This window comes from Candidatus Tisiphia endosymbiont of Neophilaenus lineatus, assembly GCF_964264975.1.
Taxonomy (GTDB): domain Bacteria; phylum Pseudomonadota; class Alphaproteobacteria; order Rickettsiales; family Rickettsiaceae; genus Tisiphia.
In genome coordinates, this window is sequence record NZ_OZ183649.1 from 566,852 (window position 1) to 591,801 (window position 24,950).

A 24,950-nucleotide genomic window follows, 5' to 3' on the forward strand; every position below is an offset into this window, starting at 1 on the left:
AATTAAAAAGTCAGCTTATTATTTCTTCTACTGCATCAGCTAAAACCTTACTACCATCATGCTTCCTTTTTAATAACTCAATAGATGTTTTTTTTAGTATATCACGATTTTTTACCAGCACTAAGATTTTATCGGCTAATTTTTCTGCTGTGATTGTACTTTGTTCAAAACACCACCCTGCCCCACTATCTTCTAGAGCCTTGGCATTATAGAATTGATGGTTTTCGCTAGCTGAAGGTAGTGGAATAAAAATCGCCGGCAATCCTACATAACAAAGCTCAGAAATAGTCGATGCCCCAGCTCTTGATATTACTAATTCTTGACTCGCATATTGCTGTTCCATATCATAAAAAAAATCTGCTAATTTATATGGAATTTTCAACTGAGCATAAATTTTCGCAATATTATCATGATCTTCTAAGGAAGCTTGTTGGGTAATATGCAATTTAATATCAGGATTTGATTGCACTAATATCTGAATAGCTTCAGGTATTAAAGTAGACAAAACCTTTGCTCCTTGGCTTCCTCCAAAAATAAATATTCGGAAAGTATCATTATTAAAATTTTCCCTAACTTTCAGGTTTTTAACATTTTCCCGTACTATATTTCCTATAACCAATTTCTTATTCTTATCAAGAATATTATAATTTTTAGTTTCATCATATGTAAGAGCAACTTTCCTAGCATATTTTAAGAAAAATCTATTAGCTTTACCAATAAAGCAATTTTGTTCATAAACTATGATAGGAATACGTAAAAATACTGCAGCGAGCAATGGAGGAAAAGTCGGATAGCCACCAAACCCAATTATAGCATATGGTTTAATCTTCACTAATAGTAATAACATCTTAAAAGTTACAAATAACAAAGAAATCAATAACTTAAACCTATTAATTAACCCTTTAGGTGCTAATCTAAAATTTATTATATGTGGTATAAGCTTTAAATCTTCAGTTAAATATTTTTGGCATCTAACATCGGTGATAAGGTGCAACTCATACCCACGCTGCATTAATTCTTCACCTAAAGCAATAGCGGGAAACAAATGACCAGCTGTACCACCCCCAGCAACAATTATATTAGACTTCTTGCATAATTCTACTTCTGCTGGTAATTTATTCGTCGCTCCGGTACTCGAATCCTCACGTACACTAGAGTACGCTGCGGTTCTGCGTTCCGTGGCTTCTTTAAATTCCTCAGCAGAAGCGAATTCTGCAAGAAGTCTATTCTTCATATGTCAATATCTTGAATTTTATACTTACTAAGAGAGGTTTTATGTTTGGTAAAACCAAGCAGCATCCCCGTAGCAATGGCTATAGCAAGAGTTGAAGAACCACCATAACTAATAAAGGGTAACGTCATACCTTTGGTTGGCAATAAATTCAAGGTTACACCAATATTAATAATTGCTTGTAACCCTATTTGGGAAATAATACCACTTGCTGCTAATTGAATAAATTTATCTTCTTCATTAATAAGTTTAAGTAAACTACGAATCACTATAAAAGCAAATATCCCTACAATGATTAAGCAAATAATTGCCCCAAATTCTTCACCAGCAACAGCAAAGATAAAATCAGTATGCGAATCCGGCAATACTTGTTTTACCGCCCCTTCACCAGGACCACGACCGTATAAACCTCCATGCTCAAACGCCCTGATTGACTTACCAACTTGGTAATTACTACTACTATCAGGATCCAAGAAACTATTAATCCTTTTTGTTACATGAGGAAGCCAAAAGTAAGCTGCTGTAACCCCAAATACCAACATAAAAGCAGCAAGTATAATCCAAAATATCGGCATACCAGCAATAAAAATTTGAATACCAAAAACAGCAGTCACCATCACTAACATACCAAAATCTGGCTGGATAATTAATAATAAAGCAACGATACTATAAAGACTTATGCAAATAGAAAAACTTGGAAATTCATCTTCAAATTTCAGCGATAATATCCAGCCTGCCACCACTGCAAAAAATGGTTTTACAAATTCTGAAGGTTGTACAGAGAGACCTAGAATATTAATCCAACGAGTAGCCCCCTTAACCTCATAACCATAAAATCTAACTAAAATTAATAATAATATACTACCAATAAACCCTAGAATTGAGAATCTCTTTAACCATTTTCTTGAGAAAAAAGAAAAAAAAATGATTAGTAACAAAGCACTAGCAAGGTAGAATAATTGTCTAGATGCAAAATAATACTCATTAAGTCCAATTCTATTTGCTACTGCTGATCCTGATGTAGTAACCAACATTATACTAAACACAAATAGGATTACTAAAGCAATAATCATTTGCTGGTCAATACTACGCCACCACCATTTTATATAGTTGTTAGACAATTCATTATTATGATTATCTTTTATCATGGGTAGCAATAATATTATATAATTTAATAAATAATTCTCCGCGTTCCTCAAAATTTTTAAATTGATCGTAGGAAGCACAAGCTGGGGCTAGCAGAATATTCTTTATACCCCCTTCCTCCATTGCATCTCTAAAGGCAAAATTAAAAGCCTCCGTTAAATCTTGACAAATTTGGTAATCTACCTTGCCCTTAAGTGACGATGCAAAAAGCTCTTTATCTTGACCAAAAAGATAAGCCTTATGAATTTTATTAAACCATGGCTCTAAATTTGTTATTCCTCCTTCTTTTGCCATCCCTCCAGCTAACCAATATATATTATCAAGTGCTGCAATGGATTTAGAAGCAGCGATACTATTGGTAGCCTTACTATCGTTATAAAAATTTATCTTACTCAAATGGTCTGAGTATATTGTACCAACATATTGCATTCTATGTGGTAAACCCTTAAATAGCCCGATAGCGGCAATTATTTGTTCTGGTCTTGCCCCTATAATTCGACAAGCTGCATAGCTAGCGGCGATATTTTCTTGATTATGTATCCCTTGTAGATAGTTATTATTATGGAAATTAATAGTAATAGGTTCAAAAATATTGTCATAAATAATATTATTACAAATTGATACTCCTTTATTAAGAATTTCATAAGTAGAGATTGGTACTACATTTGTTCTATTTTCCTTTTGTAATTCTAGAGAAATATTCTTGGTAATTTCATTATCAACACTAATTATGGTAAATGAATCTTTGTCCATTCGATCAAAGATCTTTTTTTTAGCAGCAATATAGCCTTGCATATTATTATGTCGGTCTAAATGATCTTGCGTGATATTAAGAAGCACCACAATTTTGGCTTTAAAACTGTTTAATAAATCTAATTGGAATGAGGATAGCTCCAATACATATCCTTTACTATCTAACCTCATAGCCAAAACAGGAAAACCTATATTTCCTCCAACTTGATAATCAAAACCACAAGATTGTAAAATATGACCGGTTAAAGCAGTGGTAGTACTCTTACCATTAGTACCAGTTATGCCAATGAAATTAGCTGCCTCAGCCTCTCTTAACCTAACTTCCTCAAATAACAGATCTATATCTGAAGTTATCGGTATATTATAAGAATCAGCCATTGTAACAATGTCATGAGACAAAGGAATACCTGGACTCAGTAGAATCTTATCAAGATTTTGCCACTGCAGATCAGATAAACTAACAAGACTATCACTCCCATAAATTTTGGTAAAAGCATCCCGACTACTCTTTGCTTGATCATAGCAAATTACTTTAGCTACTTTATTCAGTACTTCCCAAGCGGCTATACCAGTCTTACCCAAACCAACTATACCTATCTTCTTATGTTTTTGTGAAAGAAACGATGCCATAATTTTTAGGCTTACCTTGTTTTACTTATGTTTACTATTTACATTACTGAGCTGCATTTTGACTAAAAATTACTCAAATAATTTAGTAAGATTGTATTTTTTCTAAACTCATCAAGGGTTTTTTCTTTATCACACTTGATGAAATAATAAGAAACGAGAAGTATATTAACTCCTTAAGATTTTAATAATTTTGTTGCTGAATTTTCAGCAAGCTCTGACTTATTATCAAGCTCATTACTTAAAGACCTTACATTACTTTTAAATTGTTTAAATTTTGCTAATTGCTTGCCAGCAAGTTCTATGCCTGGAGTAGATTTAACGTGCATAGGGTTTATGTTCTTACCACCTATTTTAACTTCATAATGTAAATGTGGCCCAGTAGTTCTACCAGTACTACCAACATACGCAATAACTTGACCTTGTTTAACTATACTTCCTAGCTTAAGATTGTTAGCAAAATTAGAAGCATGAGCATAAGCAGTTGATAGATTTTGACTATGTTTAATCTGTATAAATTTTCCGTAGCCAGATTTCCATCCTATTTCAGTTATCACCCCATTACCTGCAGCATAAATCGGCGTACCAGTTGGAGCAGCAAAATCAACACCTTTGTGCATTTTAGTATAGCCTAAAGTAGGATGATGTCTATTACCATAATGAGAAGAAACTCTAACTAATTTAACAGGTGTTCTAAGCAAACTTCTTTTGACACTTTTACCATCCTCAGAAAAGAAATCATGATTATTTTGTGCATTATTTGGAGAATATCGAAAAATATTATATTCCTTACCAGATAAATTAAGTGATACATATAAAACCTTACCATGATGAGAAAATTTACCATCCTCGGTAACAAATTTTTCGGTTATAACAGTTACAGTGTCACCACTCTTAATTTGACGTTGAAAATCAATTTGATAACTATATGAGTTGATCATTTCAATTATACTATTACTCGATAACCCTAACGATTTTAAAGCTGACATAAAGTTTGAATTAATAACTACCGACGATTTAGTTAATAGCTTATTGAAAACTTTGGTGACGTCTCTTGCAAGGAAATCTTTACCTTCTCTAATAATTTCTAAAGATTTGACTTTATCATACGCTATAGTCAGTTTATTTAATGTACGTGATTCAGCAGCAAGGTCTTCATCATATTGTTCAATAATCTTTATTTCGTAATCGAAAACCAGTTGCTGCCCTATCTTCAGAGAAGATTCAATATTTTTATCTTTTGCTATTTTTATAATTTGGGTTATTTCTTTATTTGGAATTGGTTGATGCAAAAGTATTGCCTTTAATGTATCACCTTTTTTGACTGTTATAATTTGGGAAATTTCATTTGACAGTTCTTCTGAAGACTCAAGTATCTCTGGCTCTGCTATGGTCATTGACATAGTATCACTAACAAACTTATTGATCGATAAAGATACAAAAGTAGCAAACCCCATAAAAAGGAATATAGAAAAGTATGAAAAAATGACCCTAAATTTAAACTTAATCTGCGGGTTTATTAATATAAGGCGGATAATAGATTGCATTAATGCTAACTCTAGTGAGATTGATTCATAAGAAAACAAATAACTAACCAAAAATTAAAATATTTTTAGTTTTCATTTGATCTTTATGTAGTGATCCTACCAATATGGAGTATAGAAAAATAAATTACAATAAAAATATTACTAAAGTTTTACTTATTTTAAACTACTAGCGATGAATTACACTATCATAAAATTTTATATATACAATTTTGCTGCATGCTAGTATAATTCAGCACAGTCCAAATTCGGTGAAATTATAGATTGCTTCGTCGACCTACGCTCTCCTCGCTAATAGACGTATATGTCTATTAGCGAGCGAACATGAGTGTGGCAATCCATAATATTAAAGCCCATTCGAGATAAGAATTAGTTAATTCTTATCCCGAATTGGGGCAAATTATAACTAAAAGAATTGTTATTTTCGCATGTTGCAGAAATTGATGAAGCACCTTATATTTGCTAGTATAATGGGGTTTTTATGTATTCTTTCTTCTTATGGACAAGCTGAAGATACTACCCAAAATATGGAATTCCTTGATACTACAGATGAAAGTAATGAATTAAAAAATCATAATTTTACTGAGCATGTTGCTGATTCTAATAACTTACCTAATATACAAAATAATGTTGAACATTCAGAATTAAAAACTTACAGTATTGGTAAGGTTATTGCTTTAAATAAAATCACAGCAACATCAAAGGAGCTGGTATTAAAGCCTAATGAACCACAATATTTTGGTAATATTCAAATTAAACTGCATAAATGTATTAAAAATCTTGATCCTTACAATGAGGATAATTACATGCTATTAACCATTACAGAGCATAAAATTGATGAGGATGCTATGTTAATTTTCCAAGGATGGATTATCTCGTCAAGTATCTCAGTCTCCACCTTTGAACATCCTATTTATGAAATCTTTGCTAAAAATTGTTTATAGGATATTTAAGAATGATACAATCCCTGTTTTACATTTTAGTAATGCTATTTCCAGTAGTTGGATTGATTTCTGGTTTTTCTGCTGCAGTAACAGTTCCTCTGTTGTTATTAACTATATTAATTGCTTTGCGAGATAAAATCTTTATTCATTTTAAATACGCCACTATTAAACAAACTTTGTTATCCAATTGGAAACTGGAATTACTATTTTGTCTTTGGTGTCTTATAACAAATTTTTATTCACCTAATTACCCCTCCTCTTTATTTAACTATCTACAGGTTTGTTTAATTGTTCTAATAGGATTTATCGTAAATAGCAATATTGACAAATTATCCATAAATATAAGTAAAATAAAAATATACTTTATATACTTTATTATAGGAATAATAGCAGCAATTGCTTTGTTTTTTATAGAATACGCATCTCACGGTATTATAACAAGGGCTTTCCGTACTATTTTTCAGCCAAAATCTTCAAATCAATTCTTTTTATTCACTCTTGATCGTGGGTGTTCTTTATTATCAGTTCTTTCATGGGTAGCTATAGCTATAATTATATCATATCATAGATATTTATTAGCACTGATATATTACCTGATAATTTTTTATTTGCTCTATATCTCAGATAGCCTTGCAAGCTTTTTAGCATTTACCGTAGCTGGATTAGTATTTTTAACAAATAGGCTGTTAGTAACCAAATCACTGCAATCTGTTTTTTTGAAATTATTTACCTTGGCTATGCTTACCGGTTCAATATTGATGCCGATAATTGCCTATAAAATACAGCCACATTATGCCTCAGATCACTATGCCAAGTTTCTACCAGACTCTGCTAAGCACCGTGTATTTATTTGGCACTTTGTTGCCAAGCAAATTATCAAGAAACCAATTTTAGGACATGGATTTGCTTCATCAAGAAATTTTAAAATTGATGAGAAACAAATGATTAGCTATAATCAGTGGACGTGGTCTCCCCTTCCTCTACACCCACATAATAATATAATGCAAATTATATTGGAAACGGGCTTAATAGGTTTGATATTATTTTTATCTTTAATTTACAAATATATTCAAAAAATTAGTAATATATCCTTAGTGCAGTCTTCTAAAAGTGGTAAGATGAATCGAACGACTGAAAATAACAAAAAAATAGGTGTATACTCAAATGATTTGGAGAATTGGAACGTAAGACAAGGGGTGAGCGGACTAGGCGTACATGAAGTACGTGAGTACGCGAATACCCCGCAGTTTTACGAAACCAATTCTTCAAAGCAGAAGAGTATAGATACGTTAAATTACAAGTCAGTTGCCTATGCTTGCTTTACAAATTATTACATAATAGGTATGATTTCATTTAACATTTGGCAAATATGGTGGGTTTGCAGCTCTTTTGGAGCGATGATTTTGTTTCAGTTACTTCTTTCAAAATCACAGGAGTACAATTACTAATGTTGGAAACATCTAATATTTTACAGGAATACTTGCCTATAGCTGTGTTTTTTGGTATAGCATCAGTTTTATCATTGGTAATAGTTACATTGCCAAGGCTTTTAGCTCCTCAAAAATATAATAAGGCTAAGTTGGATAGTTATGAATGCGGATTTGAACCTTTTGGTGATGCTAGAAGCAAATTTGATGTACGTTTTTATCTAATAGCTATTTTATTTATTATTTTTGATCTAGAAATAACTTTTTTGGTGCCATGGGCTATTACGCTTGGACAAATTGGTAAATTTGGTTTCTTCTCAATGATGTTTTTCTTATTGGTACTTACCATCGGTTTTGTATATGAATGGAAAAAGGGAGCTTTAGACTGAGAGTAATGACATGCAAGCAAAGATAGATCTATATGATCAAGATAAGCTCCTTGAAGAAGAAATTTCAAATCGAGGATTCCTTATAACTAAACTCGATGATTTGATAGGTTGGGCTAGATCTAATTCACTTTGGCCCATGAGTTTTGGTCTTGCATGTTGTGCAGTAGAAATGATGCAAGCTGCTGCTAGCCGCTATGATATGGATCGTTTTGGCATGTTGTTTAGACCAAGCCCTCGTCAATCTGATTTAATGATAGTTGCAGGAACCTTAACCAATAAGATGGCTCCGGCTCTTAGAAAAGTTTATGACCAAATGACTGAACCTAAGTGGGTTCTGTCAATGGGAAGCTGTGCCAATGGTGGTGGTTATTATCACTATTCATACTCAGTAGTACGTGGCTGTGATCAGATTGTTCCAGTAGACGTATACGTACCAGGCTGCCCTCCAACTGCTGAAGCTTTGATTTATGGTTTAATGCAGTTACAAAAGAAGATTAGAAGAACTACTAGATTTAGAGAAGGTGACAATGGAAAATATCATTGACGACTTAATAAAAAATCAGGAGCTTGAGATAACTGCTTTGCCTGAAAATGATTTGAATATACATTCAATTAGCTATAAAGCTGGTATAGAAAGTTTGCTACCATTTTTATCGGTAATTAAGGAATCTGAGGATTTACGTTTTACTGTGTTGACAGATTTGTTTGCTGCTGATTTCCTAAACCGCTCTAATCGGTTTGAGATAGTGTATAATTTACTGAGTCTTAAATTAAATAAACGTATATTAGTAAAAATTGAGGCTGGAGAACATGACATAATCCCCTCAGTTACCAAAATATTTAGTGCTGCTTGCTGGTATGAACGCGAAGCATATGATATGTTTGGAGTAATTTTTGCTGGTAGTCATGATAATCGTCGTATTCTAACAGATTATGATTTTGTCGGTCATCCTCTCAGAAAAGACTTCCCATTAACGGGTTACGTGCAGGTTAAATATGATGAGAATCTTGCAAAAGTAGTATATGAGCCAGTGAAACTCGACCAACCATATAGAGAATTTGATTTTTCATCAAGTTGGCAAGGACCAAGTTATGTATTACCTGGAGATGAAAAGGCGAAGTGAAATAACTGTCATATTTACCTTCTTGATTATGGGTATACTGCTCGTAAATGAAGAGTTGGTAGACGATAGTATAACTTCAAGAAGAGCTAGGCAGTAGCAAAGTCGAGCGGCGTAGCGTACATGAGTAACGGAGCAGCTTCGATCTTTGGTCGCGGGAACGCCAATTCTTGAAGTTCTACCTGAGCATATATTCCAGGAAGATAATACTTGCAAAATTGCTTTTTACTAATTATGTTAATGGTGCAATTAGTTTCATAATTTTATTTTAAAAGATATCATGTTAACAATACTAGACTTAGAAAATTTTAAAACCAGGAAAAAAAATAATTCAAATAAGTTGTTTTCAGCTGTTAGTGGTGATTTGCTGGATGCAATAAACGCAGGTAGTTTTTCTAGGTGTTACGGTCTTATCTTACGGTCTTTCGATGACTATAATTTAAAGCAAGTAAATGAAAATTTGCATGAATGTGCAGTATTTGGGTTGGTATTAAGTCTATTACAGCATAAAACATCTGATGACTGCAATAAATTCCTTAAAACTCTAGGGCAAGCCATCAGTGATTCAGATGTTGACACAAGAGAGTGGTTATGTGCTTGTGCACAGGCAAATTCGTTTTCAATGTTATATGATTCTTTAAGAAATTTGAATGGTTTTGAGCTAAACTATAGTTTAGCTTGTCATGATGCTTTAAATCTCGTCAGTACTCCTGAAAATCTAAATACTAATGACAGACAAAACAGTAACAGCGATGTTGCTCTTGCAGGTGTAGAGGAGTTAATTAATCTATTGCTAGAATAGCATAGTTAAATAGTCAATCCTTCAAAAGTCTAAAAACACAACATCTACTATGAATAACAAGCATTGTTAGTGAGTAGACTTAAAAATTTTGAAAATCCATAAGGTTTTAAACAAAATAAGGTGAAAATCTTATGGATTTTGATGTGATTTTTGACCACGAACATGTATTATCTCTTATGTCTACAGCCTTTTTGACGGATCGACTATATAGGATTTTACTATAATTATCTTTTATCAAAAGGAATAAATTCTCTTTGTATATACCCAGTATATAATTGCCGAGGTCTGCTAATTTTTTGTTCAGGATCTTCATGCATCTCTTTCCATTGTCCCATCCAACCAACAGTTCTTGCTATAGCAAAAAGCACTGTAAACATCTGTGATGGTATCCCCATAGCTTGATAAATAATACCAGAATAAAAATCAACGTTTGGATAAAGCTTACGATCTATAAAATATTGGTCATTGAGAGCAATTTTTTCAAGCTCAGTAGCGATTTGGAGTAATGGGTTATTATTTTCTCCTAATTCATCTAATACTTCTTTGCAGGTCTCTCTAAGTACAACTGCTCTTGGATCATGATTTTTATAGACTCGGTGACCAAAGCCCATTAAGCGGAAAGAATCATTTTTATCTTTTGCTCTTGCAATATATTGTGGAATACGGTCTATTGTCCCAATCTCTTTCAGCATATTAATTACTGCCTCATTTGCTCCGCCATGTGCTGGTCCCCATAAAGATGCTATGCCAGTACTGATACAAGCAAACGGGTTAGCACCGGATGATCCGGCTAAACGTACTGTTGAAGTGGAAGCATTTTGCTCATGGTCAGCATGGAGAATAAATATTTTATCTAAGGCGTTCTTTACTACTTGGTTTACCTTATATTTTTCACAAGGCGTCGCAAACATCATATGGAGAAAATTTTCAGTAAAATCTAAACTATTATCAGGATATATAAAAGGCTGGCCTATTGAATATTTATATGCCATTGCTGCAATAGTTGGCATTTTTGCAATCATTCTAATAGCAGCTAACTCGCGTTTATTTTCTTCTACATTTAAAAAACTTGGATAAAATGCAGATAAAGATCCTACCATAGCCAACATAATTGCCATAGGATGAGCTGAGTGACGGAAAGCCATAAATAAGCTTCTAAGCTGTTCATTAACCAACGAGTGATTAGTAATTTTCTGAGAAAAAGATTTATACTGATTAGTGGTTGGTAATTCACCATTTAACAGTAAATAGGCGACTTCTAAGAAATTACTTTTTTCTGCTAACGTTTTAATATCATATCCTCGATGTCTTAATATCCCTTGATCCCCATCTATGTACGTCATTGCAGATTTACAAGCTGCTGTAGACATAAAACCAGGGTCATAAGTGAAATAGCCTGTTAATGAATATATACCGCTAACATCAATAACATCTTGACCAATCGATGCTTTTTTTATTGGTAAATTAAAAGACTTATCACCTATTTTTAATTCAACATCTTCTACTTTCATATATCCTCATTTTATCATATAGCTAACCCTATTAGGAGTAATGTATAGTCTAGGTTAACTATACTACTATATCATATTTTTATTGCCCACTAATACCAAAATGCTAATATTTTACACCGAATTATATGTATCTTTATCTAGAGTACCTTCACTATTATCGATAATCAAGGTAATTGTTGCATCACCTGTAATATTAATGGTGGTACGTAACATATCTAATATCCTATCAATTCCAGCAATTATAGCAACACCTTCAATCGGTAAATGGATTGAAGACAGAACCATAGGTAGCATTATTAAAGAGGCTCCTGGAATACCAGCACCACCTATAGAGCCAAGAGTTGAGGTAATAATAATGACTAAATAATCATGTAATGCTAAATCTACACCCATCATTTGGGCAAAAAATATGGTAGTAAGAGATAAATTTATTGCAAACCCATCCATATTTATCGATGCACCAAGTGGTAATACAAAAGAAGTGCTAGATTCAGAGATGCCTAGACGTTCACGACAAACTTGCATAGTGGTGGCAAGTGTTGCCTTACTACTAGAAGTAGAAAAGGCAAGTATTTGGTATTCCAAACTCTTTTTATAAAAAGGTAATGGTGACATTCGACAAAATACATAAATTAACGCACCAAAAATACCATATTGACATATCATGGCAATCACTACGGCAACAACTAATTTTGATAAACTAATCATTACATCAAAACCTTGCGTACCGACTACCCAAGCCGTTAAAGCAAATGCACCATATGGAGAAAGTTGAATGATCATTGAGATCATTTTTAATACCATTTTTGATAATCTATGAAATAAATCTTTAACAGGTGCAGCACTAGTTCCCATTTTATTTAGTATAAGTCCAGAAAATATTGCAAAGAATACAATTTGTAAAACATTAGAATTGGCAAAAGCTCCTACGATATTATCAGGCACAATATTCACAAAAAAATCAATCATATTAAAGGATTTCTCTTGTGAAACATTTGAGGCAACATCAAAGTTAATATGAACACCATGACCTGGCTTTAATACAAGAGCAACTGTAAGACCAAAAACTACGGCAAAAAAAGTAGTTCCTAAAAAAGCAGTAACAGCCTTTATTCCTACTCTGCCAAGAGAAGTAGGTTCACTCATGCTAGTTATGCCTGCTACTAAACTAAAAAATATTAAAGGAGCAATAATCATTTTGATCAAACGCAAAAAAATATCTCCTACCGGTTTTATATAAGATACATATTCAGGAAAATATATACCAAACATTATACCTAGGATTAATCCCAAGGTAACTTTTTTCCATAATTTCATTGTTTTACTTAATTAAATTAAAGAGTGTTTTGATCCGACATCATCCTGAAATAAATTCAAGATAATATCCACTTGTGTTCAGGATGACACCAACTTTGGAATTCTAGATATACTCAAATGATGTGAAGAATTGGATTTGAAAATGAATGGTGAGCATGCTAGGTGTACATATAGTATAATTACGCATGCGAATCCATGATATTTTCAAAAAATAATTCTTCAAAGCAGAAGAGTATAACATCGCTGACTTAAACTCAGGAAACATTGGACTATATAGTTTGAGTAAATCTTAGCTCTAATAAACACTCTCTTAAAATTAGATACTTTGAGTTACCCAATTTAAATAGCTAGACAGCCCATCTTGAATGTCGAGCTTTATTATTTGCGGAAGATCATAATTATGTATATCAGTAATCACCTTTTCTATTGTATTGTAGTTATCAGACTTAGCCTTTATCACAATACGATATTCTAGCACAGAAGATATCTTGCCTTCCCATTTAAAATAGCTGACTATATTATCTACTTGTATACAAGCAGCTAGATTTTCTTCCAATAAGCTAGTTGTTATTTTATCTACCACCTGCTGGTCATTGGTCGTAGTTAAAATCACACAACATCTTTGTACCACTTATACCTCAACAAAGCAATTAGGTGTTTCAAATAATTTGACTTTTGTAATAATAAAAGAACTATTAGTAAATAATTTTGGTAAAATATTCAATTTTAAGTATAGTGCTATATTTTCTGCAGTTGGATTTTCCTGCATATAATATATTTTTTGACCAGTCCAGTCACATATTCTATCCCCCATTTCTCTATCATTTTGGTGTAATATAATATTATGATCAAAATTATCATCTATCCACTTTTGTATTATTGACTTCATGTAACCAAAATCTATAACCATACCAAGATTATCAGTAACACTTGATTCCACTGTAACTTCAAGGACATAACGATGACCATGTAGAAATTGACACTTATTCTCATGTCCAACAACTCTATGACCTGCATCAAATTCAATTTTACGAGTACACTTTATCATCATTAACCTCAAGTATAGATGTAAGACATCGGTTTAATAGCCTAGGGTATCATCCATGCACTTTTGATATCATCTCAGGCCTATAAGGCCGGCTGGTATCTAAGAAAATAGCCTAGAAGGATGTTATATCTATAGTATCTACATTTTTTATATAACCACTATTAAAATGGCTGCTGATCGTCTATTAGCGAGGAGTCGCGAAAAAGCGGCGACATGGCAATCTAGGATACGCGAAGCGTTACTCTAAAAAACAGCTTCGCTGTTTACCTGGATCGCCACGGCATCTAAAGAGCCTTGCTATGACGATTATAGAAAAATGTGTACTATGATGTTATATACTCTTCTGCTTTGAAGAATTGTTTAATTCTTTAAATATGAGCTAGCAAAGATTCATATCTAGCAATATCCAATTTAATAATATCAATTTTTGTATCATCAATTTCTTCGTCTATTTCTTTTGTTAAAGAGTCTATTTTCCTAATTATCTCATGTAGTTGCAAACTACTAGTATCAACAGCAAACTCTATTACTATATTTACATTTGTCCATGTGACCTCAGCTAACCCTGAGTAGATAAAATACTTAAATACAGAATTATCTACTGTAATTTTTGTCAATCCATCTTTTAAATTTGCAATCAATAACTCATGACCTGGTAAAACCTCAAATTCTCCTAATTCTCCCGGCATTGTTATCATCCGAGCTTCCATGTCAAACACAACATTCACTGGCGTTACAATTTTAACTCTAATTGTTTTATTCATTATGCCACTTTTTCTTTAAGTGTTTCACCTTTCTCTACTGCTTCATCAATGCTACCAACCATATAAAAAGCAGCCTCTGGTAAATAGTCATATTTGCCAGAAACCAACCCATGAAAACCTTCAATAGTATCAGCTAAACTGACAAATTTTCCAGCTATACCTGTAAATACTTCGGCAACATGGAAAGGTTGAGATAAAAAGCGTTGAATTTTCCTTGCCCTAGTAACGGTTAATTTATCTGCTTCCGATAACTCATCCATTCCTAGAATGGCAATTATATCTTGCAGAGACTTATATGTCTGCAAAACTTTTTGTACCTCACGAGCAACCGAATAATGTTTCTCTCCAACAATTGCCGGATTTAGTAATTGTGAACTACTATCAAGTGGATCTACTGCCGGGTAAATACCAAGCTCAGCAATTTGTCGACTAAGTACGGTAGTCGCATCCAAATGGGTAAAAGAGGCAGCAGGAGCAGGATCAGTTAGGTCATCTGCTGGCACATAAATAGCCTGTACAGAGGTAATTGATCCAAGCTTTGTTGAAGTAATACGCTCTTGCAACTCTCCCATATCTGTTGCCAGTGTTGGTTGATAACCAACTGCTGAAGGTATTCTTCCTAAAAGGGCTGATACCTCAGAACCAGCTTGAGTAAAGCGAAAAATGTTATCGACAAAAAACAAGACATCCTGTCCTCCATCTAAATCCCTGAAACTTTCGGCTATAGTAAGACCACTTAAAGCAACTCTAGCTCTTGCCCCGGGTGGTTCGTTCATTTGCCCATAAACAAGAGCTACTTTAGATTTTTTAGGATTTTTTAAATCAATTACCCCAGAGTCAATCATTTCATGATAAAGGTCGTTACCTTCTCTAGTCCTTTCCCCAACCCCTGCAAAAACCGTATATCCTCCATGTGCTTTTGCTATATTATTAATAAGTTCCATAATTAACACTGTCTTTCCTACCCCAGCACCACCAAATAACCCAATTTTTCCTCCTTTTGAATAAGGCGCTAAAAGATCAATGACCTTAATCCCTGTAACCAAAATGTTTCTTTCAGTTGATTGTTCAACAAAACTTGGAGCTGGTTTGTAAATTGAAGCAAAGTCAGTTGAATCAATCTTACCTCTTTCATCAATTGGTACACCAACCACATTTATTATGCGTCCGAGTGTACCAATACCGACAGGTATCTTAATAGTCTCACCTGTATCTATTACTTCTTGCCCTCTTACTAACCCTTCTGTTGGTCCCATAGATATACATCTAGCAATATCGTCTCCTATATGCTGTGATACTTCTAGTATCACTTTCTCTCCATTATTATTGCACTCAAGTGCATTGAGAATTTTTGGCAATTTACCATCACTACTAAACTGCACATCGACTACAGCTGAAATAATCTGCACAATCTTGCCAATATTTGTCATATTTTACCTTAATTGATTTTTTATACGGCTTCTGCCCCTGCAATAATCTCTATCAAATCCTTAGTAATCAGATCTTGTCTAGATCTATTAAGTTTTAGTGTTAACTTATTAATAAGCTCCTTAGCATTTTTTGTTGCATTATCCATTGCTGTCATTCTAGCTCCTTCTTCGCTAGCTCTATTTTGTAGTAGAGCATAATTAATTTGAGCCGATACATAAAGATTAATCATATGCAAAATAAGTCCTTCACCTTCATATTCATAGCTCAAATATTTCTCATTTGAACATAGCTGTTTTTCAATTGGTAATATTTGCTTTTTAGTTGGAATCTGTATCATAGCATTTTTACAATTGTTAAAATATATTTGACAATTGCTAATTCTAGAATCCTCTACCATCTCCATCAGTTTTTCTTTGACCTGAAATGACAAATTATTATTATGAGCTTTTGGAAACTCATAATAATTATCAATATAATGGGAATATTGCCCCTTAAATGCATCATAACCCTTTTTGCCAATAATAATAAGCCTTACTTGTTTACCAGCATTTTCCAAATTTGCAATATCAGATTTTACCTGCTTGGACAGTAAAAAATTAAAAGCTCCGCACAAGCCTCGTTCGGAAGTGACTACTATTAGTAAATGTAACTTATTTATATTAGACCTCTTGCATAATTCTACTTCTGCAAGAGATCTATTCACGTCACCTTGGTATAATAATTCTTCCGAAAAAAATTTTTTCTGTTCGAGAGGCATATCCTGTAAATTATTGCTAGATGCCACACTAGACATTATATCCTGCAGAATCCCAATATAATCCTCTGAGTCCTTAACTTGGTTTTTGGCTTTTGTAAACTTAGTAGCCGAAACTATCTGCATAGCCTTAGTAATTTTTTGCGTTGTTGTAATGCTCTTAATACGAGATCTTAACTGTTTTAAACCTGACATAGCTACCTAATTAATCTTAACGTGAAGTCGATTTAACTTACTGAACAAGCATTAAAGTTTTGCACAAAATTTTCTAAGAAAATTTTTAACTTTTGTTCCATTTCTTCAGTAACTCGTCCTTGCTCTCTAATAGATACTAAAATATTGTTTTCACTCAGTTTTATTTCTTGTAGCATTCTACACTCAAATTCTTTTATTCGTTCAACAGGAATACTATCAAGATAATTCTTTACCCCAGCATAAAGGCTAACCACTTGTTCCTCAACAGGGAAAGGACTATATTGATCCTGCTTCAATATTTCGCTAAGCTTTGTACCATGTGAAATAAGTTGTTTAGTTGAAACGTCTAAGTCTGAACTAAACTGAGAAAAAGCTGCTAATTCCCTAAATTGTGCTAACTCAAGTTTCACACTTCCTGCCACTTGCTTTATAGATTTTACTTGTGCTGCTGATCCTACCCTACTCACGGATATACCAATATTTACCGCTGGTCTGATACCTTTATAGAACAACTCATTTTCTAAAAAAATCTGTCCATCAGTAATTGATATAATATTGGTTGGAATATATGCGGAAACATCACCTGCTTGGGTTTCAATAATTGGCAAAGCCGTAAGAGATCCACCACCAGATTCATCTGACATTTTTGCTGCTCGTTCAAGTAACCTAGAATGTAGATAAAATACATCTCCTGGATAAGCTTCACGTCCCGGCGGTCTTCTAAGTAATAGTGAGATTTGTCTATAAGCAACAGCATGTTTACTTAAATCATCGTAAATAACTAGTGCATGCATACCATTATCACGAAAATACTCACCAATACTACAACCAGTGTAAGGAGCAACATATTGTAACGCAACAGGATCAGAGGCAGTAGCTGCCACAACTGTGGTATATTCCATTGCTCCTGAGTCTTCTAATCTTTTTACTATCTGTGCAATAGTCGATCTTTTTTGACCAATAGCTACATAAATACAATAAATTTTATTTTTTTCATCACCGTCAAGATGAGCTTGTTTTTGGTTAATAATAGTATCGATAACAATAGCGGTTTTACCTATTTGCCTGTCACCAATAATTAACTCCCTCTGACCTCTACCAATAGGAATTAGGGCATCAATTACTTTAATGCCCGTTTGCACCGGCTCTGTAACACTTTTTCTAACAATTATCCCCGGAGCTTTTTCCTCTATATTCCTATATGTATCAGTTATAATCTCGCCTTTACCATCAATAGGATTTGCCATACCATCAACGACCCTACCAAGCAATGACTTACCAACTGGTACTTGTAAAATCTTTCCAGTTCTTTTTACCGCATCACCTTGTTTGACTTCTCGATCACTACCAATTAATACAATACTTACAGAGTCTGTTTCAAGATTAAGAGCTAGACCTTTTACTCCTGACGCAAACTCAACTACCTCGCCAGCTTCCACATTATCAATACCATATACCCTAGCTATACCATCACCAACTGTTACAACCTGCCCTACTTCTCGTAAATCACTAAGCTGATCAATATTAGCAATTTCTTTTTTTAATATTTCAGCAAGTTCGACAGCCTTTAATTGTTGGGTAGACCCCATAGTTATTCCTCATATAAAATTTATTTAACCTACCTTTGTAGCTTTCAAGGTTTTCGTTATTTTTTCTAACATTCCAACAATAGAATAGTCCCTAACTATGCTATCATATTGCACCACAATACCACCAATAATTGACTGATTTCGGTGGAAATTTATGACAACCTTCTGCTGAAACTCATCTGCTAAATATTTTGTTAACCATTCTTTCTCTCTAGTTTGCAAAGATTTAGAAGAAGTTACTTTTACCATTTTAATATTTCTGCTGTTATTAAGTAGTTGTTGGTATAATACTATTATGTTTGATAAAATAGGCATACGTGAATGCCTTAGTAATATTAACAAAAACCGCTTAACTATAGATTTGATATTAAAGGTTTCTGTAATTAACTCAATTATTTCACATTTGTCAATATCCTTTACTATCGGAGAAAATATAATAGCCTTGATTTGCGGATTATCCTCGATAAATTGATTAATAATGGTAATCTGCTGTAATATTTTATCTTCCAAGCTACTTGCCAATGCATTATCAAATAAAGCAGAAGTATAGTTACGTACTAATTTATTGTTAATCATTATGTTTTTATATCCATAAAATTCTATAATCTTAGCGTCTTATATACTCAAATGATTTGGAGAATGGAGACAATAAACAAGGAGTGAACGAACGCAAGCAGTATATAAAGTACGTAAGCACACGAATCTCCCACAAGTATTTGCAAGAACCAATTCTTCAAAGCAGAAGAGTATATATGATCCTTTTTTATTATGCTAAAACTAAATCAAACAATAATAAACCACATACAGCCAAGAAAACAAGCCATGCACGATTGCCCATAATACAGAATGGTTTATATTAAATGAAATAGCCATAGCAAGTGCCGCACCAAATGACACGCCATGCTGCATAACAATGTTTATTCTCCTCCTTGGTGGATAAACTCCATAATCTTCACGGTTCATTTTACTCATTTTTTTTTCCTCATATTAATTCTAGGACAATTTATAACATAATTTATACTTACCACTAAGTAACAAAAAGAATTTTTTTAATTATATATGAATAGCTCTACCATAAGCCTGCAATACTGACTCACCCATCATTTCAGATAAAGTTGGATGAGGGAAAATAGTATTGATTAAATCAAGCTCTGTACCTTCCATAGTTCTAGCAATCACATAACCTTGAATTAGTTCAGTAACCTCTTCGCCTATCAAATGGGCTCCTAACAATTCACCAGTCTTTACATCAAAAATCGTTTTAATCATCCCTTCAGTACAACCATCAACCAAGGCTTTACCATTAGCGATAGACGGGAATCTGCCCATTTTCACTTGGTAACCAGCTTTTTTTGCTTGTTCTTCAGTAAGCCCTACACTAGCAATCTGAGGTGAGGAATAAGTACAGCCTGGAATATTACGTTTCTCTATAGGATGAGCTTTAAGCCCCGCAATAGTTTCTACAGCAATAATACCTTCATGACTTGCTTTGTGGGCAAGCCATGGTGCTGATGTGACATCGCCTATTGCATAAATTCCCTGTTCATCAGTTTGCATAAACTGATTGGTAATAATATGACCTCTATCTATTTTGATATTAGTTTTTTCTAGATTAAGATTTTCCGTATTGCCAACTATACCAACTGCCATCAGCAAAGTTTCAGCTTGTATCTTGTGATTCTTGCCTTCTATCTCAACTTCAATCGTGATATGATCTTGTGTTTGGCTATGATTTAACAATTTGCTATTAGTATGAATTTTTATACCCTTTTTTTCAAAAGTGTTTCGTGCCATTAAAGAAATTTCTTCATCTTCAGCCTGTAATATCCTATTTTGCACTTCAATTACAGTGACATTTGTTCCTAAAGCATTATAAAATGAAGCAAATTCTATACCAATCGCTCCTGATCCAACGATAATCATAGATTTTGGTAATTTATCAAGAACCATAGCCTCTTTGGAGGTAATAACTTGCTTGCCATCCGGCTCAAATCCATCTAAGATTCTAGACCTTGCACCTGTTGCAATTATTATGTCCTTTGCTTTAATCAAAATTTTTTGACCATTATTATTTATCTCCACTACCTTGCCTGTTCCTAGGCTAGCCGTGCCATCAATTATCGTAACCTTATTTTTTTTTAGCAGAGATTTAATACCAAATGTTAACTGCGTCGATATATCTCTAGAACGCTGTACTATTGTTTTTAGGTCAAAACTTGCTTCACCTACTATAATACCATAATCTTTAGCATGTTTAATTTTTTGAAATAATTCAGCTGATTTAAGCAATGCTTTTGTTGGTATACAACCCCAATTTAAGCAAACTCCCCCTAAATGCTCCTTCTCAATCAACACAACTTTTTTATTTAGTTGTGCGGCCCTAATTGCAGCCACGTAACCACCTGGTCCACCACCAATAATCGCTAGATCATAATTTTCCATTAATATATCCACTCATTCTTTCTAGATTTCTTTTATAACTTAATTTAACGGAAGAGTCTATTATTGAAATTTATAACAAGTTTGATTTTTTATACCTTTCTGAGTTAGGATACCTTCCTTAACCCCAAAGATTAGATCACGACTGGCCGACGCAGAAGAAATATCCTTATGTAACAGAATATAATCTTTCCTTGAAAACCAACTATTTGCTAATTTTATTTTAGCAAATTCTAACCTAGACTTAGGAGTTTTGACTTGCGATACTACATTATTAACATATAGTTGCAGAGCTTTTAGTATCTGTGTTGCCATAAATTCAATGAACAAGGTAGACTCCCCTACTTTATCACACTCAGCTAAAACGTCATAGTACTCACTTTGTTCGTTTTTTATTAGTACCTCTACCGAAATATATTTAAAAATTGGATTTGCTTTCATTAATAATCATTGTTGCCATAATACCAATTGCAATAATTAACGCAGTGGTCTAAGATGGGTTTTTAACTGATAAAAGGTACTCAAATGGCTAGGTTAATATTACCACAAGGTTTTCATGGTCATGATTTTATAAAAATGATGAAACATGAGCCGCATGGTCGAAATCGTATACGTTTATTGGCGATGTATCACCTTCAATTAGGCAAATCTTTTAAAGCCATATCTGAAATAGTGAAGTCACACTGGAAAACCGTGCAATCATCGCTCAGAAGATTTAGGAATCATGGTTTTGAAGGATTATTTGAATCACAAAGAAGCGGTGCCCCTAGGAAGATTAACACTATACAAGAATCTGCTATTTTTGATAAAATCAATACGCTCAGTAAAAGTAAAACTGGTGGGTATATAACTGGAAAAGAGCTACATATCATGTTACTTGAGGAATATGGTGCTAAATGTGCTTTAAAAACAGTCTACAATACTATGCACCGCCTTGGTTTTAGCTGGATTACTTCTCGTTCAATGCATCCAAAGTCAAATCAAGAGACTCAAAATACATATAAAAAAACTTTCCAGACATGTTAACAAAATTATTAGCAAAAAATATCGATAGATGTAAAGTTGATATATGGTCTCAGGATGAAACTAGAGTGGGGCAACAAGGTAGCTTAACTCGTATATGGGCTAAGCGTGGCACTAGACCCCGTAAAGTTCGGCAACAGCAATTTATTTCAACATATATTTACGGAGCTGCTTGCCATGAGACAGGAGAAGCTTGTGCATTAATTTTACCATATGCAAACACACAGGCAATGAATAAATTCTTAGAAGAGCTTTCTCGCAGTATTCAAGGCAACCGACATATAGCTTTACTAACGGATAATGCAGGTTGGCACACAGCCAAAAAACTAACTGTGCCAAGCAATATCACTTTGATACCGCTTCCGCCCTATGCACCGGAACTTAATGCAATGGAACAAGTTTGGGAATGGATTAAAAATCATTTCTTGTCTAACCAATGTTATGGTGTATATGAAGATATCGTTACTATGGCTTGTTACGCTTGGAATCAACTTGCTCATAATGTAGATTTAGTAAAATCAATTATGTATAGAGATTATCTATGGATAAATACACCGTGTTAATTATTGCAATTGGTATTACTAGAAACCACAAAACTGGCTACTCTTCTAGCGAAAGAACATAATATAAACTTTACTAAAATTAAAATTAATAATAAGGGCAAATGGGGAAGCTGCTCTAGTAAGGCTGTACTTGCTTTTAATTGGCATCTTATTTTTGCTCCAAAAAAAATATTAAAATACTTAGTGACCCATGAAATATGTCATATAATTGAAATGAATCACAGTCCTCGTTTTTGGAATTTAGTAGCAATACTTTATCCTGACTATAAGTTGGCTAGATTATGGCTTAAGGAACATGGAAATACTCTCCATCAATATTTAATGTCTTAGTAAGTCTATTTGTTTTTGATAATCTTTTGATTGGAAAATAAAATTACCTGATACTAAAATATCAGCTCCAGCTTTTATACAGTTCTTACCAGTAACATCATTTATTCCTCCATCTACAGAAAGCATTATAGGTTTACCAAAATTTTTGATTTTTTCTGAAATAATTTTGACTTTCTCTAGCTGATTCTCTATAAACTTTTGGCTAGAAAAACCGGGGTTTACGGTCATTGCTAGAATTAGTTCTACTTTATCAATAATATAATCTATAGAATTTGGACTTGTAGAGGGAAGTAATGCCACCCCAGCTTTTAACCCTAAATTTTGAATAGTACTTAAAGTTCTGTCAAGATGGATAGTGGTTTCAGGATGGATAGTGATAATATCCGCTCCACTACTAGCATAATCTTTAATCGAATATTCTGGGTTATTAATCATTAAATGTACGTCAAATGATAATGTAGTGTGAGGTCTTAAAGCTTTTATTATAGGAGGTCCAAATGTTAAGTTAGGTACAAAATGTCCATCCATAACGTCTATATGGATCATATCAGCACCAGCTTCTTCCAAAGAACTGATTTCTTTTTGCAAATTAGCAAAATCTGCTGACAGTAACGAAGGTGCGATCTTAATTATTTTCACTTTTGTTTTTATCCTCAATATGAACTTTTTGGCTATTTTTTCTTCTTGCTATATTCTGTTTTAAAGCACTAGACAGTTTTTGAAATTTACTCTCACTAAATTTACTCCCACTATTTTGCAATTTCTACTGCTTTTCCTTTGTTATAAAACCCTTCCTATAAACTTTTTTAAGTTTTTCACTGCATTCTATAAAATACATATCACTTATGTTATACCACCCAAAAACTATAGATATATACCCACAGTTAAAGTGTTTTTAAGCTTATAGCTATTCTATTTAAGACATTTATAATTGAAATACAAATAGTAATATCTACAATTTCTCTCTCAGAAAAATACTGTAATACCAATTGCAATAATTAACACGGTGTATTTATCCAATCTCTATACATAATTGATTTTACTAAATCTACATTATGAGCAAGTTGATTCCAAGCGTAACAAGCCATAGTAACGATATCTTCATATACACCATAACATTGGTTAGACAAGAAATGATTTTTAATCCATTCCCAAACTTGTTCCATTGCATTAAGTTCCGGTGCATAGGGCGGAAGCGGTATCAAAGTGATATTGCTTGGCACAGTTAGTTTTTTGGCTGTGTGCCAACCTGCATTATCCGTTAGTAAAGCTATATGTCGGTTGCCTTGAATACTGCGAGAAAGCTCTTCTAAGAATTTATTCATTGCCTGTGTGTTTGCATATGGTAAAATTAATGCACAAGCTTCTCCTGTCTCATGGCAAGCAGCTCCGTAAATATATGTTGAAATAAATTGCTGTTGCCGAACTTTACGGGGTCTAGTGCCACGCTTAGCCCATATACGAGTTAAGATACCTTGTTGCCCAACTCTAGTTTCATCCTGAGACCATATATCAACTTTACATCTATCGATATTTTTTGGTAATAATTTTGTTAACATGTCTGGAAAGTTTTTTTATATCTATTTTGAGTCTCTTGATTTGATTTTGGATGCATTGAACGAGAAGTAATCCAGCTAAAACCAAGGCGGTGCATAGTATTGTAGACTGTTTTTAAAGCACATTTAGCACCATATTCCTCAACTAACATGATATGTAGCTCCTTTCCAGTTATATACCCACCAGTTTTACTTTCACTGAGCGTATTGATTTTATCAAAAATAGCAGACTCTTGTATACTGTTAATCTTCCTAGGGGCACCGCTTCTTTGTGATTCAAATAATCCTTCAAAACCATGATTCCTAAATCTTCTGAGCCATGATTGCACGGTTTTCCAGTGTGACTTCACTATTTCAGATATGGCTTTAAAAGATTTGCCTAATTGAAGGTGATACATCGCCAATAAACGTATACGATTTCGACCATGCGGCTCATGTTTCATCAT

General features: G+C 33.5%; 27 protein-coding genes and 1 pseudogene. 9 read left to right on the forward strand and 19 right to left on the reverse strand.

Annotated elements, in window-relative coordinates:
* Window positions 1-10: 10 nt before the first annotated feature.
* The 4 genes from murG to ACFE3K_RS03420 all read right to left on the reverse strand — a co-directional run bounded on the left by murG (window position 11) and on the right by ACFE3K_RS03420 (window position 5,304).
* Entirely contained in the window at window positions 11-1,234 is a 1,224-nt protein-coding gene (gene murG, locus ACFE3K_RS03405; protein WP_375359364.1) for an undecaprenyldiphospho-muramoylpentapeptide beta-N-acetylglucosaminyltransferase, read from the reverse strand.
* Window positions 1,231-2,379: a putative lipid II flippase FtsW gene (ftsW, locus tag ACFE3K_RS03410; protein ID WP_375359365.1), complete on the reverse strand. Its 1,149-nt coding sequence runs from the start codon at window positions 2,377-2,379 to the stop codon at window positions 1,231-1,233. The genes murG and ftsW overlap by 4 nt, the downstream gene beginning before the upstream one ends.
* Window positions 2,366-3,760: a UDP-N-acetylmuramoyl-L-alanine--D-glutamate ligase gene (gene murD, locus ACFE3K_RS03415; RefSeq protein ID WP_375359366.1), complete on the reverse strand. Its 1,395-nt coding sequence runs from the start codon at window positions 3,758-3,760 to the stop codon at window positions 2,366-2,368. The genes ftsW and murD overlap by 14 nt, the downstream gene beginning before the upstream one ends.
* Window positions 3,761-3,933: 173 nt before the next feature.
* Window positions 3,934-5,304: a M23 family metallopeptidase gene (locus tag ACFE3K_RS03420; protein ID WP_375359367.1), complete on the reverse strand. Its 1,371-nt coding sequence runs from the start codon at window positions 5,302-5,304 to the stop codon at window positions 3,934-3,936.
* Window positions 5,305-5,744: 440 nt separating this feature from the next.
* Here ACFE3K_RS03420 and ACFE3K_RS03425 point away from each other — a divergent pair, with 440 nt between their 5' ends.
* From ACFE3K_RS03425 to ACFE3K_RS03450, 6 genes are all read left to right on the forward strand, one after another.
* Window positions 5,745-6,245, forward strand: coding sequence for a DUF2155 domain-containing protein (locus tag ACFE3K_RS03425; protein ID WP_342259517.1), 501 nt, complete (start codon window positions 5,745-5,747; stop codon window positions 6,243-6,245).
* A gap of 11 nt (window positions 6,246-6,256) precedes the next feature.
* Window positions 6,257-7,693 carry an O-antigen ligase family protein gene (locus ACFE3K_RS03430; protein ID WP_375359368.1) on the forward strand — a complete coding sequence of 479 codons (1,437 nt, stop codon included), beginning with the start codon at window positions 6,257-6,259 and terminating at the stop codon, window positions 7,691-7,693.
* Complete coding sequence (locus ACFE3K_RS03435; protein WP_375359369.1) at window positions 7,693-8,061, forward strand: NADH-quinone oxidoreductase subunit A; 369 nt, start codon at window positions 7,693-7,695, stop codon at window positions 8,059-8,061. Before ACFE3K_RS03430 ends, ACFE3K_RS03435 begins: the two co-directional genes overlap by 1 nt.
* Before the next feature lie 10 nt (window positions 8,062-8,071).
* On the forward strand, window positions 8,072-8,605 hold the full coding sequence (locus ACFE3K_RS03440; RefSeq protein ID WP_341747808.1) for an NADH-quinone oxidoreductase subunit B family protein: 534 nt from the start codon (window positions 8,072-8,074) through the stop codon (window positions 8,603-8,605).
* A complete protein-coding gene (locus tag ACFE3K_RS03445; RefSeq protein ID WP_375359370.1) occupies window positions 8,583-9,185 on the forward strand; it encodes an NADH-quinone oxidoreductase subunit C in 603 nt (200 codons plus the stop codon). Before ACFE3K_RS03440 ends, ACFE3K_RS03445 begins: the two co-directional genes overlap by 23 nt.
* A gap of 277 nt (window positions 9,186-9,462) precedes the next feature.
* Complete coding sequence (locus ACFE3K_RS03450; RefSeq protein ID WP_375359371.1) at window positions 9,463-9,984, forward strand: hypothetical protein; 522 nt, start codon at window positions 9,463-9,465, stop codon at window positions 9,982-9,984.
* A 224-nt stretch (window positions 9,985-10,208) separates the two neighbouring features.
* Here ACFE3K_RS03450 and ACFE3K_RS03455 read toward each other — a convergent pair whose 3' ends face one another.
* From ACFE3K_RS03455 to ACFE3K_RS03510, 12 genes and pseudogenes are all read right to left on the reverse strand, one after another.
* The gene (locus ACFE3K_RS03455) at window positions 10,209-11,495 is read right to left on the reverse strand and encodes a citrate synthase (RefSeq protein ID WP_375359372.1); all 1,287 of its coding nucleotides are present in this window, start codon (window positions 11,493-11,495) and stop codon (window positions 10,209-10,211) included.
* Window positions 11,496-11,606: 111 nt separating this feature from the next.
* Window positions 11,607-12,812, reverse strand: a complete 1,206-nt coding sequence (locus tag ACFE3K_RS03460) for a dicarboxylate/amino acid:cation symporter (protein ID WP_375359373.1) — start codon at window positions 12,810-12,812, stop codon at window positions 11,607-11,609.
* A gap of 316 nt (window positions 12,813-13,128) precedes the next feature.
* Entirely contained in the window at window positions 13,129-13,425 is a 297-nt protein-coding gene (cutA, locus tag ACFE3K_RS03465) for a divalent-cation tolerance protein CutA (protein WP_341755864.1), read from the reverse strand.
* A gap of 18 nt (window positions 13,426-13,443) precedes the next feature.
* Entirely contained in the window at window positions 13,444-13,860 is a 417-nt protein-coding gene (locus tag ACFE3K_RS03470; protein ID WP_342272047.1) for a 6-pyruvoyl trahydropterin synthase family protein, read from the reverse strand.
* A gap of 368 nt (window positions 13,861-14,228) precedes the next feature.
* A complete protein-coding gene (atpC, locus tag ACFE3K_RS03475) occupies window positions 14,229-14,624 on the reverse strand; it encodes an ATP synthase F1 subunit epsilon (protein WP_375359374.1) in 396 nt (131 codons plus the stop codon).
* Window positions 14,624-16,054, reverse strand: coding sequence for a F0F1 ATP synthase subunit beta (atpD, locus tag ACFE3K_RS03480; RefSeq protein WP_375359375.1), 1,431 nt, complete (start codon window positions 16,052-16,054; stop codon window positions 14,624-14,626). Before atpD ends, atpC begins: the two co-directional genes overlap by 1 nt.
* 20 nt (window positions 16,055-16,074) lie before the next feature.
* Complete coding sequence (gene atpG, locus ACFE3K_RS03485; protein WP_375359376.1) at window positions 16,075-17,004, reverse strand: ATP synthase F1 subunit gamma; 930 nt, start codon at window positions 17,002-17,004, stop codon at window positions 16,075-16,077.
* 32 nt (window positions 17,005-17,036) lie between these two features.
* Window positions 17,037-18,593, reverse strand: coding sequence for a F0F1 ATP synthase subunit alpha (gene atpA, locus ACFE3K_RS03490; protein ID WP_375359377.1), 1,557 nt, complete (start codon window positions 18,591-18,593; stop codon window positions 17,037-17,039).
* Between the two features lie 24 nt (window positions 18,594-18,617).
* Window positions 18,618-19,169, reverse strand: coding sequence for an ATP synthase F1 subunit delta (gene atpH, locus ACFE3K_RS03495; RefSeq protein ID WP_375359378.1), 552 nt, complete (start codon window positions 19,167-19,169; stop codon window positions 18,618-18,620).
* 201 nt (window positions 19,170-19,370) lie between these two features.
* Window positions 19,371-19,565: a hypothetical protein gene (locus tag ACFE3K_RS03500; RefSeq protein ID WP_341751782.1), complete on the reverse strand. Its 195-nt coding sequence runs from the start codon at window positions 19,563-19,565 to the stop codon at window positions 19,371-19,373.
* Window positions 19,566-19,646: 81 nt separating this feature from the next.
* Window positions 19,647-21,035, reverse strand: coding sequence for a dihydrolipoyl dehydrogenase (gene lpdA / locus ACFE3K_RS03505; protein WP_375359379.1), 1,389 nt, complete (start codon window positions 21,033-21,035; stop codon window positions 19,647-19,649).
* A gap of 60 nt (window positions 21,036-21,095) precedes the next feature.
* Window positions 21,096-21,494 (reverse strand): annotated as a pseudogene (locus ACFE3K_RS03510) (Fic family protein); the annotation flags it as partial.
* A 63-nt stretch (window positions 21,495-21,557) separates the two neighbouring features.
* On the opposite strand from ACFE3K_RS03510, the gene ACFE3K_RS03515 reads away from it, so the two are divergent.
* The 3 genes from ACFE3K_RS03515 to ACFE3K_RS03525 are packed head-to-tail and all read left to right on the forward strand — an operon-like array spanning window position 21,558 to window position 22,948.
* Window positions 21,558-22,058 carry a helix-turn-helix domain-containing protein gene (locus tag ACFE3K_RS03515; protein WP_375359380.1) on the forward strand — a complete coding sequence of 167 codons (501 nt, stop codon included), beginning with the start codon at window positions 21,558-21,560 and terminating at the stop codon, window positions 22,056-22,058.
* Entirely contained in the window at window positions 22,052-22,618 is a 567-nt protein-coding gene (locus ACFE3K_RS03520) for an IS630 family transposase (protein WP_375358988.1), read from the forward strand. Before ACFE3K_RS03515 ends, ACFE3K_RS03520 begins: the two co-directional genes overlap by 7 nt.
* Window positions 22,619-22,621: 3 nt before the next feature.
* Window positions 22,622-22,948, forward strand: a complete 327-nt coding sequence (locus tag ACFE3K_RS03525; RefSeq protein ID WP_375359381.1) for a M48 family metallopeptidase — start codon at window positions 22,622-22,624, stop codon at window positions 22,946-22,948.
* Here the strand turns inward: ACFE3K_RS03525 and rpe are convergent.
* The 3 genes from rpe to ACFE3K_RS03540 form a co-directional block, all read right to left on the reverse strand.
* Window positions 22,937-23,587: a ribulose-phosphate 3-epimerase gene (gene rpe, locus ACFE3K_RS03530; RefSeq protein ID WP_375359382.1), complete on the reverse strand. Its 651-nt coding sequence runs from the start codon at window positions 23,585-23,587 to the stop codon at window positions 22,937-22,939. The two genes, ACFE3K_RS03525 and rpe, sit on opposite strands and share 12 nt — an antisense overlap.
* A gap of 359 nt (window positions 23,588-23,946) precedes the next feature.
* The gene (locus ACFE3K_RS03535) at window positions 23,947-24,507 is read right to left on the reverse strand and encodes an IS630 family transposase (RefSeq protein WP_375358539.1); all 561 of its coding nucleotides are present in this window, start codon (window positions 24,505-24,507) and stop codon (window positions 23,947-23,949) included.
* Window positions 24,501-24,950 (reverse strand): helix-turn-helix domain-containing protein, encoded by a 450-nt coding sequence (locus tag ACFE3K_RS03540; RefSeq protein ID WP_375358519.1) that lies wholly within the window; start codon window positions 24,948-24,950, stop codon window positions 24,501-24,503. The genes ACFE3K_RS03535 and ACFE3K_RS03540 overlap by 7 nt, the downstream gene beginning before the upstream one ends.

What these genes read in the sequence shown, in the direction of transcription:
- murG (WP_375359364.1), bottom strand. Translation starts at nt 1,234, where the DNA reads ATGAAGAATAGACTTCTTGCAGAATTCGCTTCTGCTGAGGAATTTAAA.
- ftsW (WP_375359365.1), bottom strand. Translation starts at nt 2,379, where the DNA reads ATGATAAAAGATAATCATAATAATGAATTGTCTAACAACTATATAAAA.
- murD (WP_375359366.1), bottom strand. Translation starts at nt 3,760, where the DNA reads ATGGCATCGTTTCTTTCACAAAAACATAAGAAGATAGGTATAGTTGGT.
- ACFE3K_RS03420 (WP_375359367.1), bottom strand. Translation starts at nt 5,304, where the DNA reads ATGCAATCTATTATCCGCCTTATATTAATAAACCCGCAGATTAAGTTT.
- ACFE3K_RS03425 (WP_342259517.1), top strand. Translation starts at nt 5,745, where the DNA reads ATGAAGCACCTTATATTTGCTAGTATAATGGGGTTTTTATGTATTCTT.
- ACFE3K_RS03430 (WP_375359368.1), top strand. Translation starts at nt 6,257, where the DNA reads ATGATACAATCCCTGTTTTACATTTTAGTAATGCTATTTCCAGTAGTT.
- ACFE3K_RS03435 (WP_375359369.1), top strand. Translation starts at nt 7,693, where the DNA reads ATGTTGGAAACATCTAATATTTTACAGGAATACTTGCCTATAGCTGTG.
- ACFE3K_RS03440 (WP_341747808.1), top strand. Translation starts at nt 8,072, where the DNA reads ATGCAAGCAAAGATAGATCTATATGATCAAGATAAGCTCCTTGAAGAA.
- ACFE3K_RS03450 (WP_375359371.1), top strand. Translation starts at nt 9,463, where the DNA reads ATGTTAACAATACTAGACTTAGAAAATTTTAAAACCAGGAAAAAAAAT.
- ACFE3K_RS03455 (WP_375359372.1), bottom strand. Translation starts at nt 11,495, where the DNA reads ATGAAAGTAGAAGATGTTGAATTAAAAATAGGTGATAAGTCTTTTAAT.
- ACFE3K_RS03460 (WP_375359373.1), bottom strand. Translation starts at nt 12,812, where the DNA reads ATGAAATTATGGAAAAAAGTTACCTTGGGATTAATCCTAGGTATAATG.
- ACFE3K_RS03470 (WP_342272047.1), bottom strand. Translation starts at nt 13,860, where the DNA reads ATGATAAAGTGTACTCGTAAAATTGAATTTGATGCAGGTCATAGAGTT.
- atpC (WP_375359374.1), bottom strand. Translation starts at nt 14,624, where the DNA reads ATGAATAAAACAATTAGAGTTAAAATTGTAACGCCAGTGAATGTTGTG.
- atpD (WP_375359375.1), bottom strand. Translation starts at nt 16,054, where the DNA reads ATGACAAATATTGGCAAGATTGTGCAGATTATTTCAGCTGTAGTCGAT.
- atpG (WP_375359376.1), bottom strand. Translation starts at nt 17,004, where the DNA reads ATGTCAGGTTTAAAACAGTTAAGATCTCGTATTAAGAGCATTACAACA.
- atpA (WP_375359377.1), bottom strand. Translation starts at nt 18,593, where the DNA reads ATGGGGTCTACCCAACAATTAAAGGCTGTCGAACTTGCTGAAATATTA.
- atpH (WP_375359378.1), bottom strand. Translation starts at nt 19,169, where the DNA reads ATGATTAACAATAAATTAGTACGTAACTATACTTCTGCTTTATTTGAT.
- ACFE3K_RS03500 (WP_341751782.1), bottom strand. Translation starts at nt 19,565, where the DNA reads ATGAGTAAAATGAACCGTGAAGATTATGGAGTTTATCCACCAAGGAGG.
- lpdA (WP_375359379.1), bottom strand. Translation starts at nt 21,035, where the DNA reads ATGGAAAATTATGATCTAGCGATTATTGGTGGTGGACCAGGTGGTTAC.
- ACFE3K_RS03515 (WP_375359380.1), top strand. Translation starts at nt 21,558, where the DNA reads ATGGCTAGGTTAATATTACCACAAGGTTTTCATGGTCATGATTTTATA.
- ACFE3K_RS03520 (WP_375358988.1), top strand. Translation starts at nt 22,052, where the DNA reads ATGTTAACAAAATTATTAGCAAAAAATATCGATAGATGTAAAGTTGAT.
- ACFE3K_RS03535 (WP_375358539.1), bottom strand. Translation starts at nt 24,507, where the DNA reads ATGTTAACAAAATTATTACCAAAAAATATCGATAGATGTAAAGTTGAT.
- ACFE3K_RS03540 (WP_375358519.1), bottom strand. Translation starts at nt 24,950, where the DNA reads ATGATGAAACATGAGCCGCATGGTCGAAATCGTATACGTTTATTGGCG.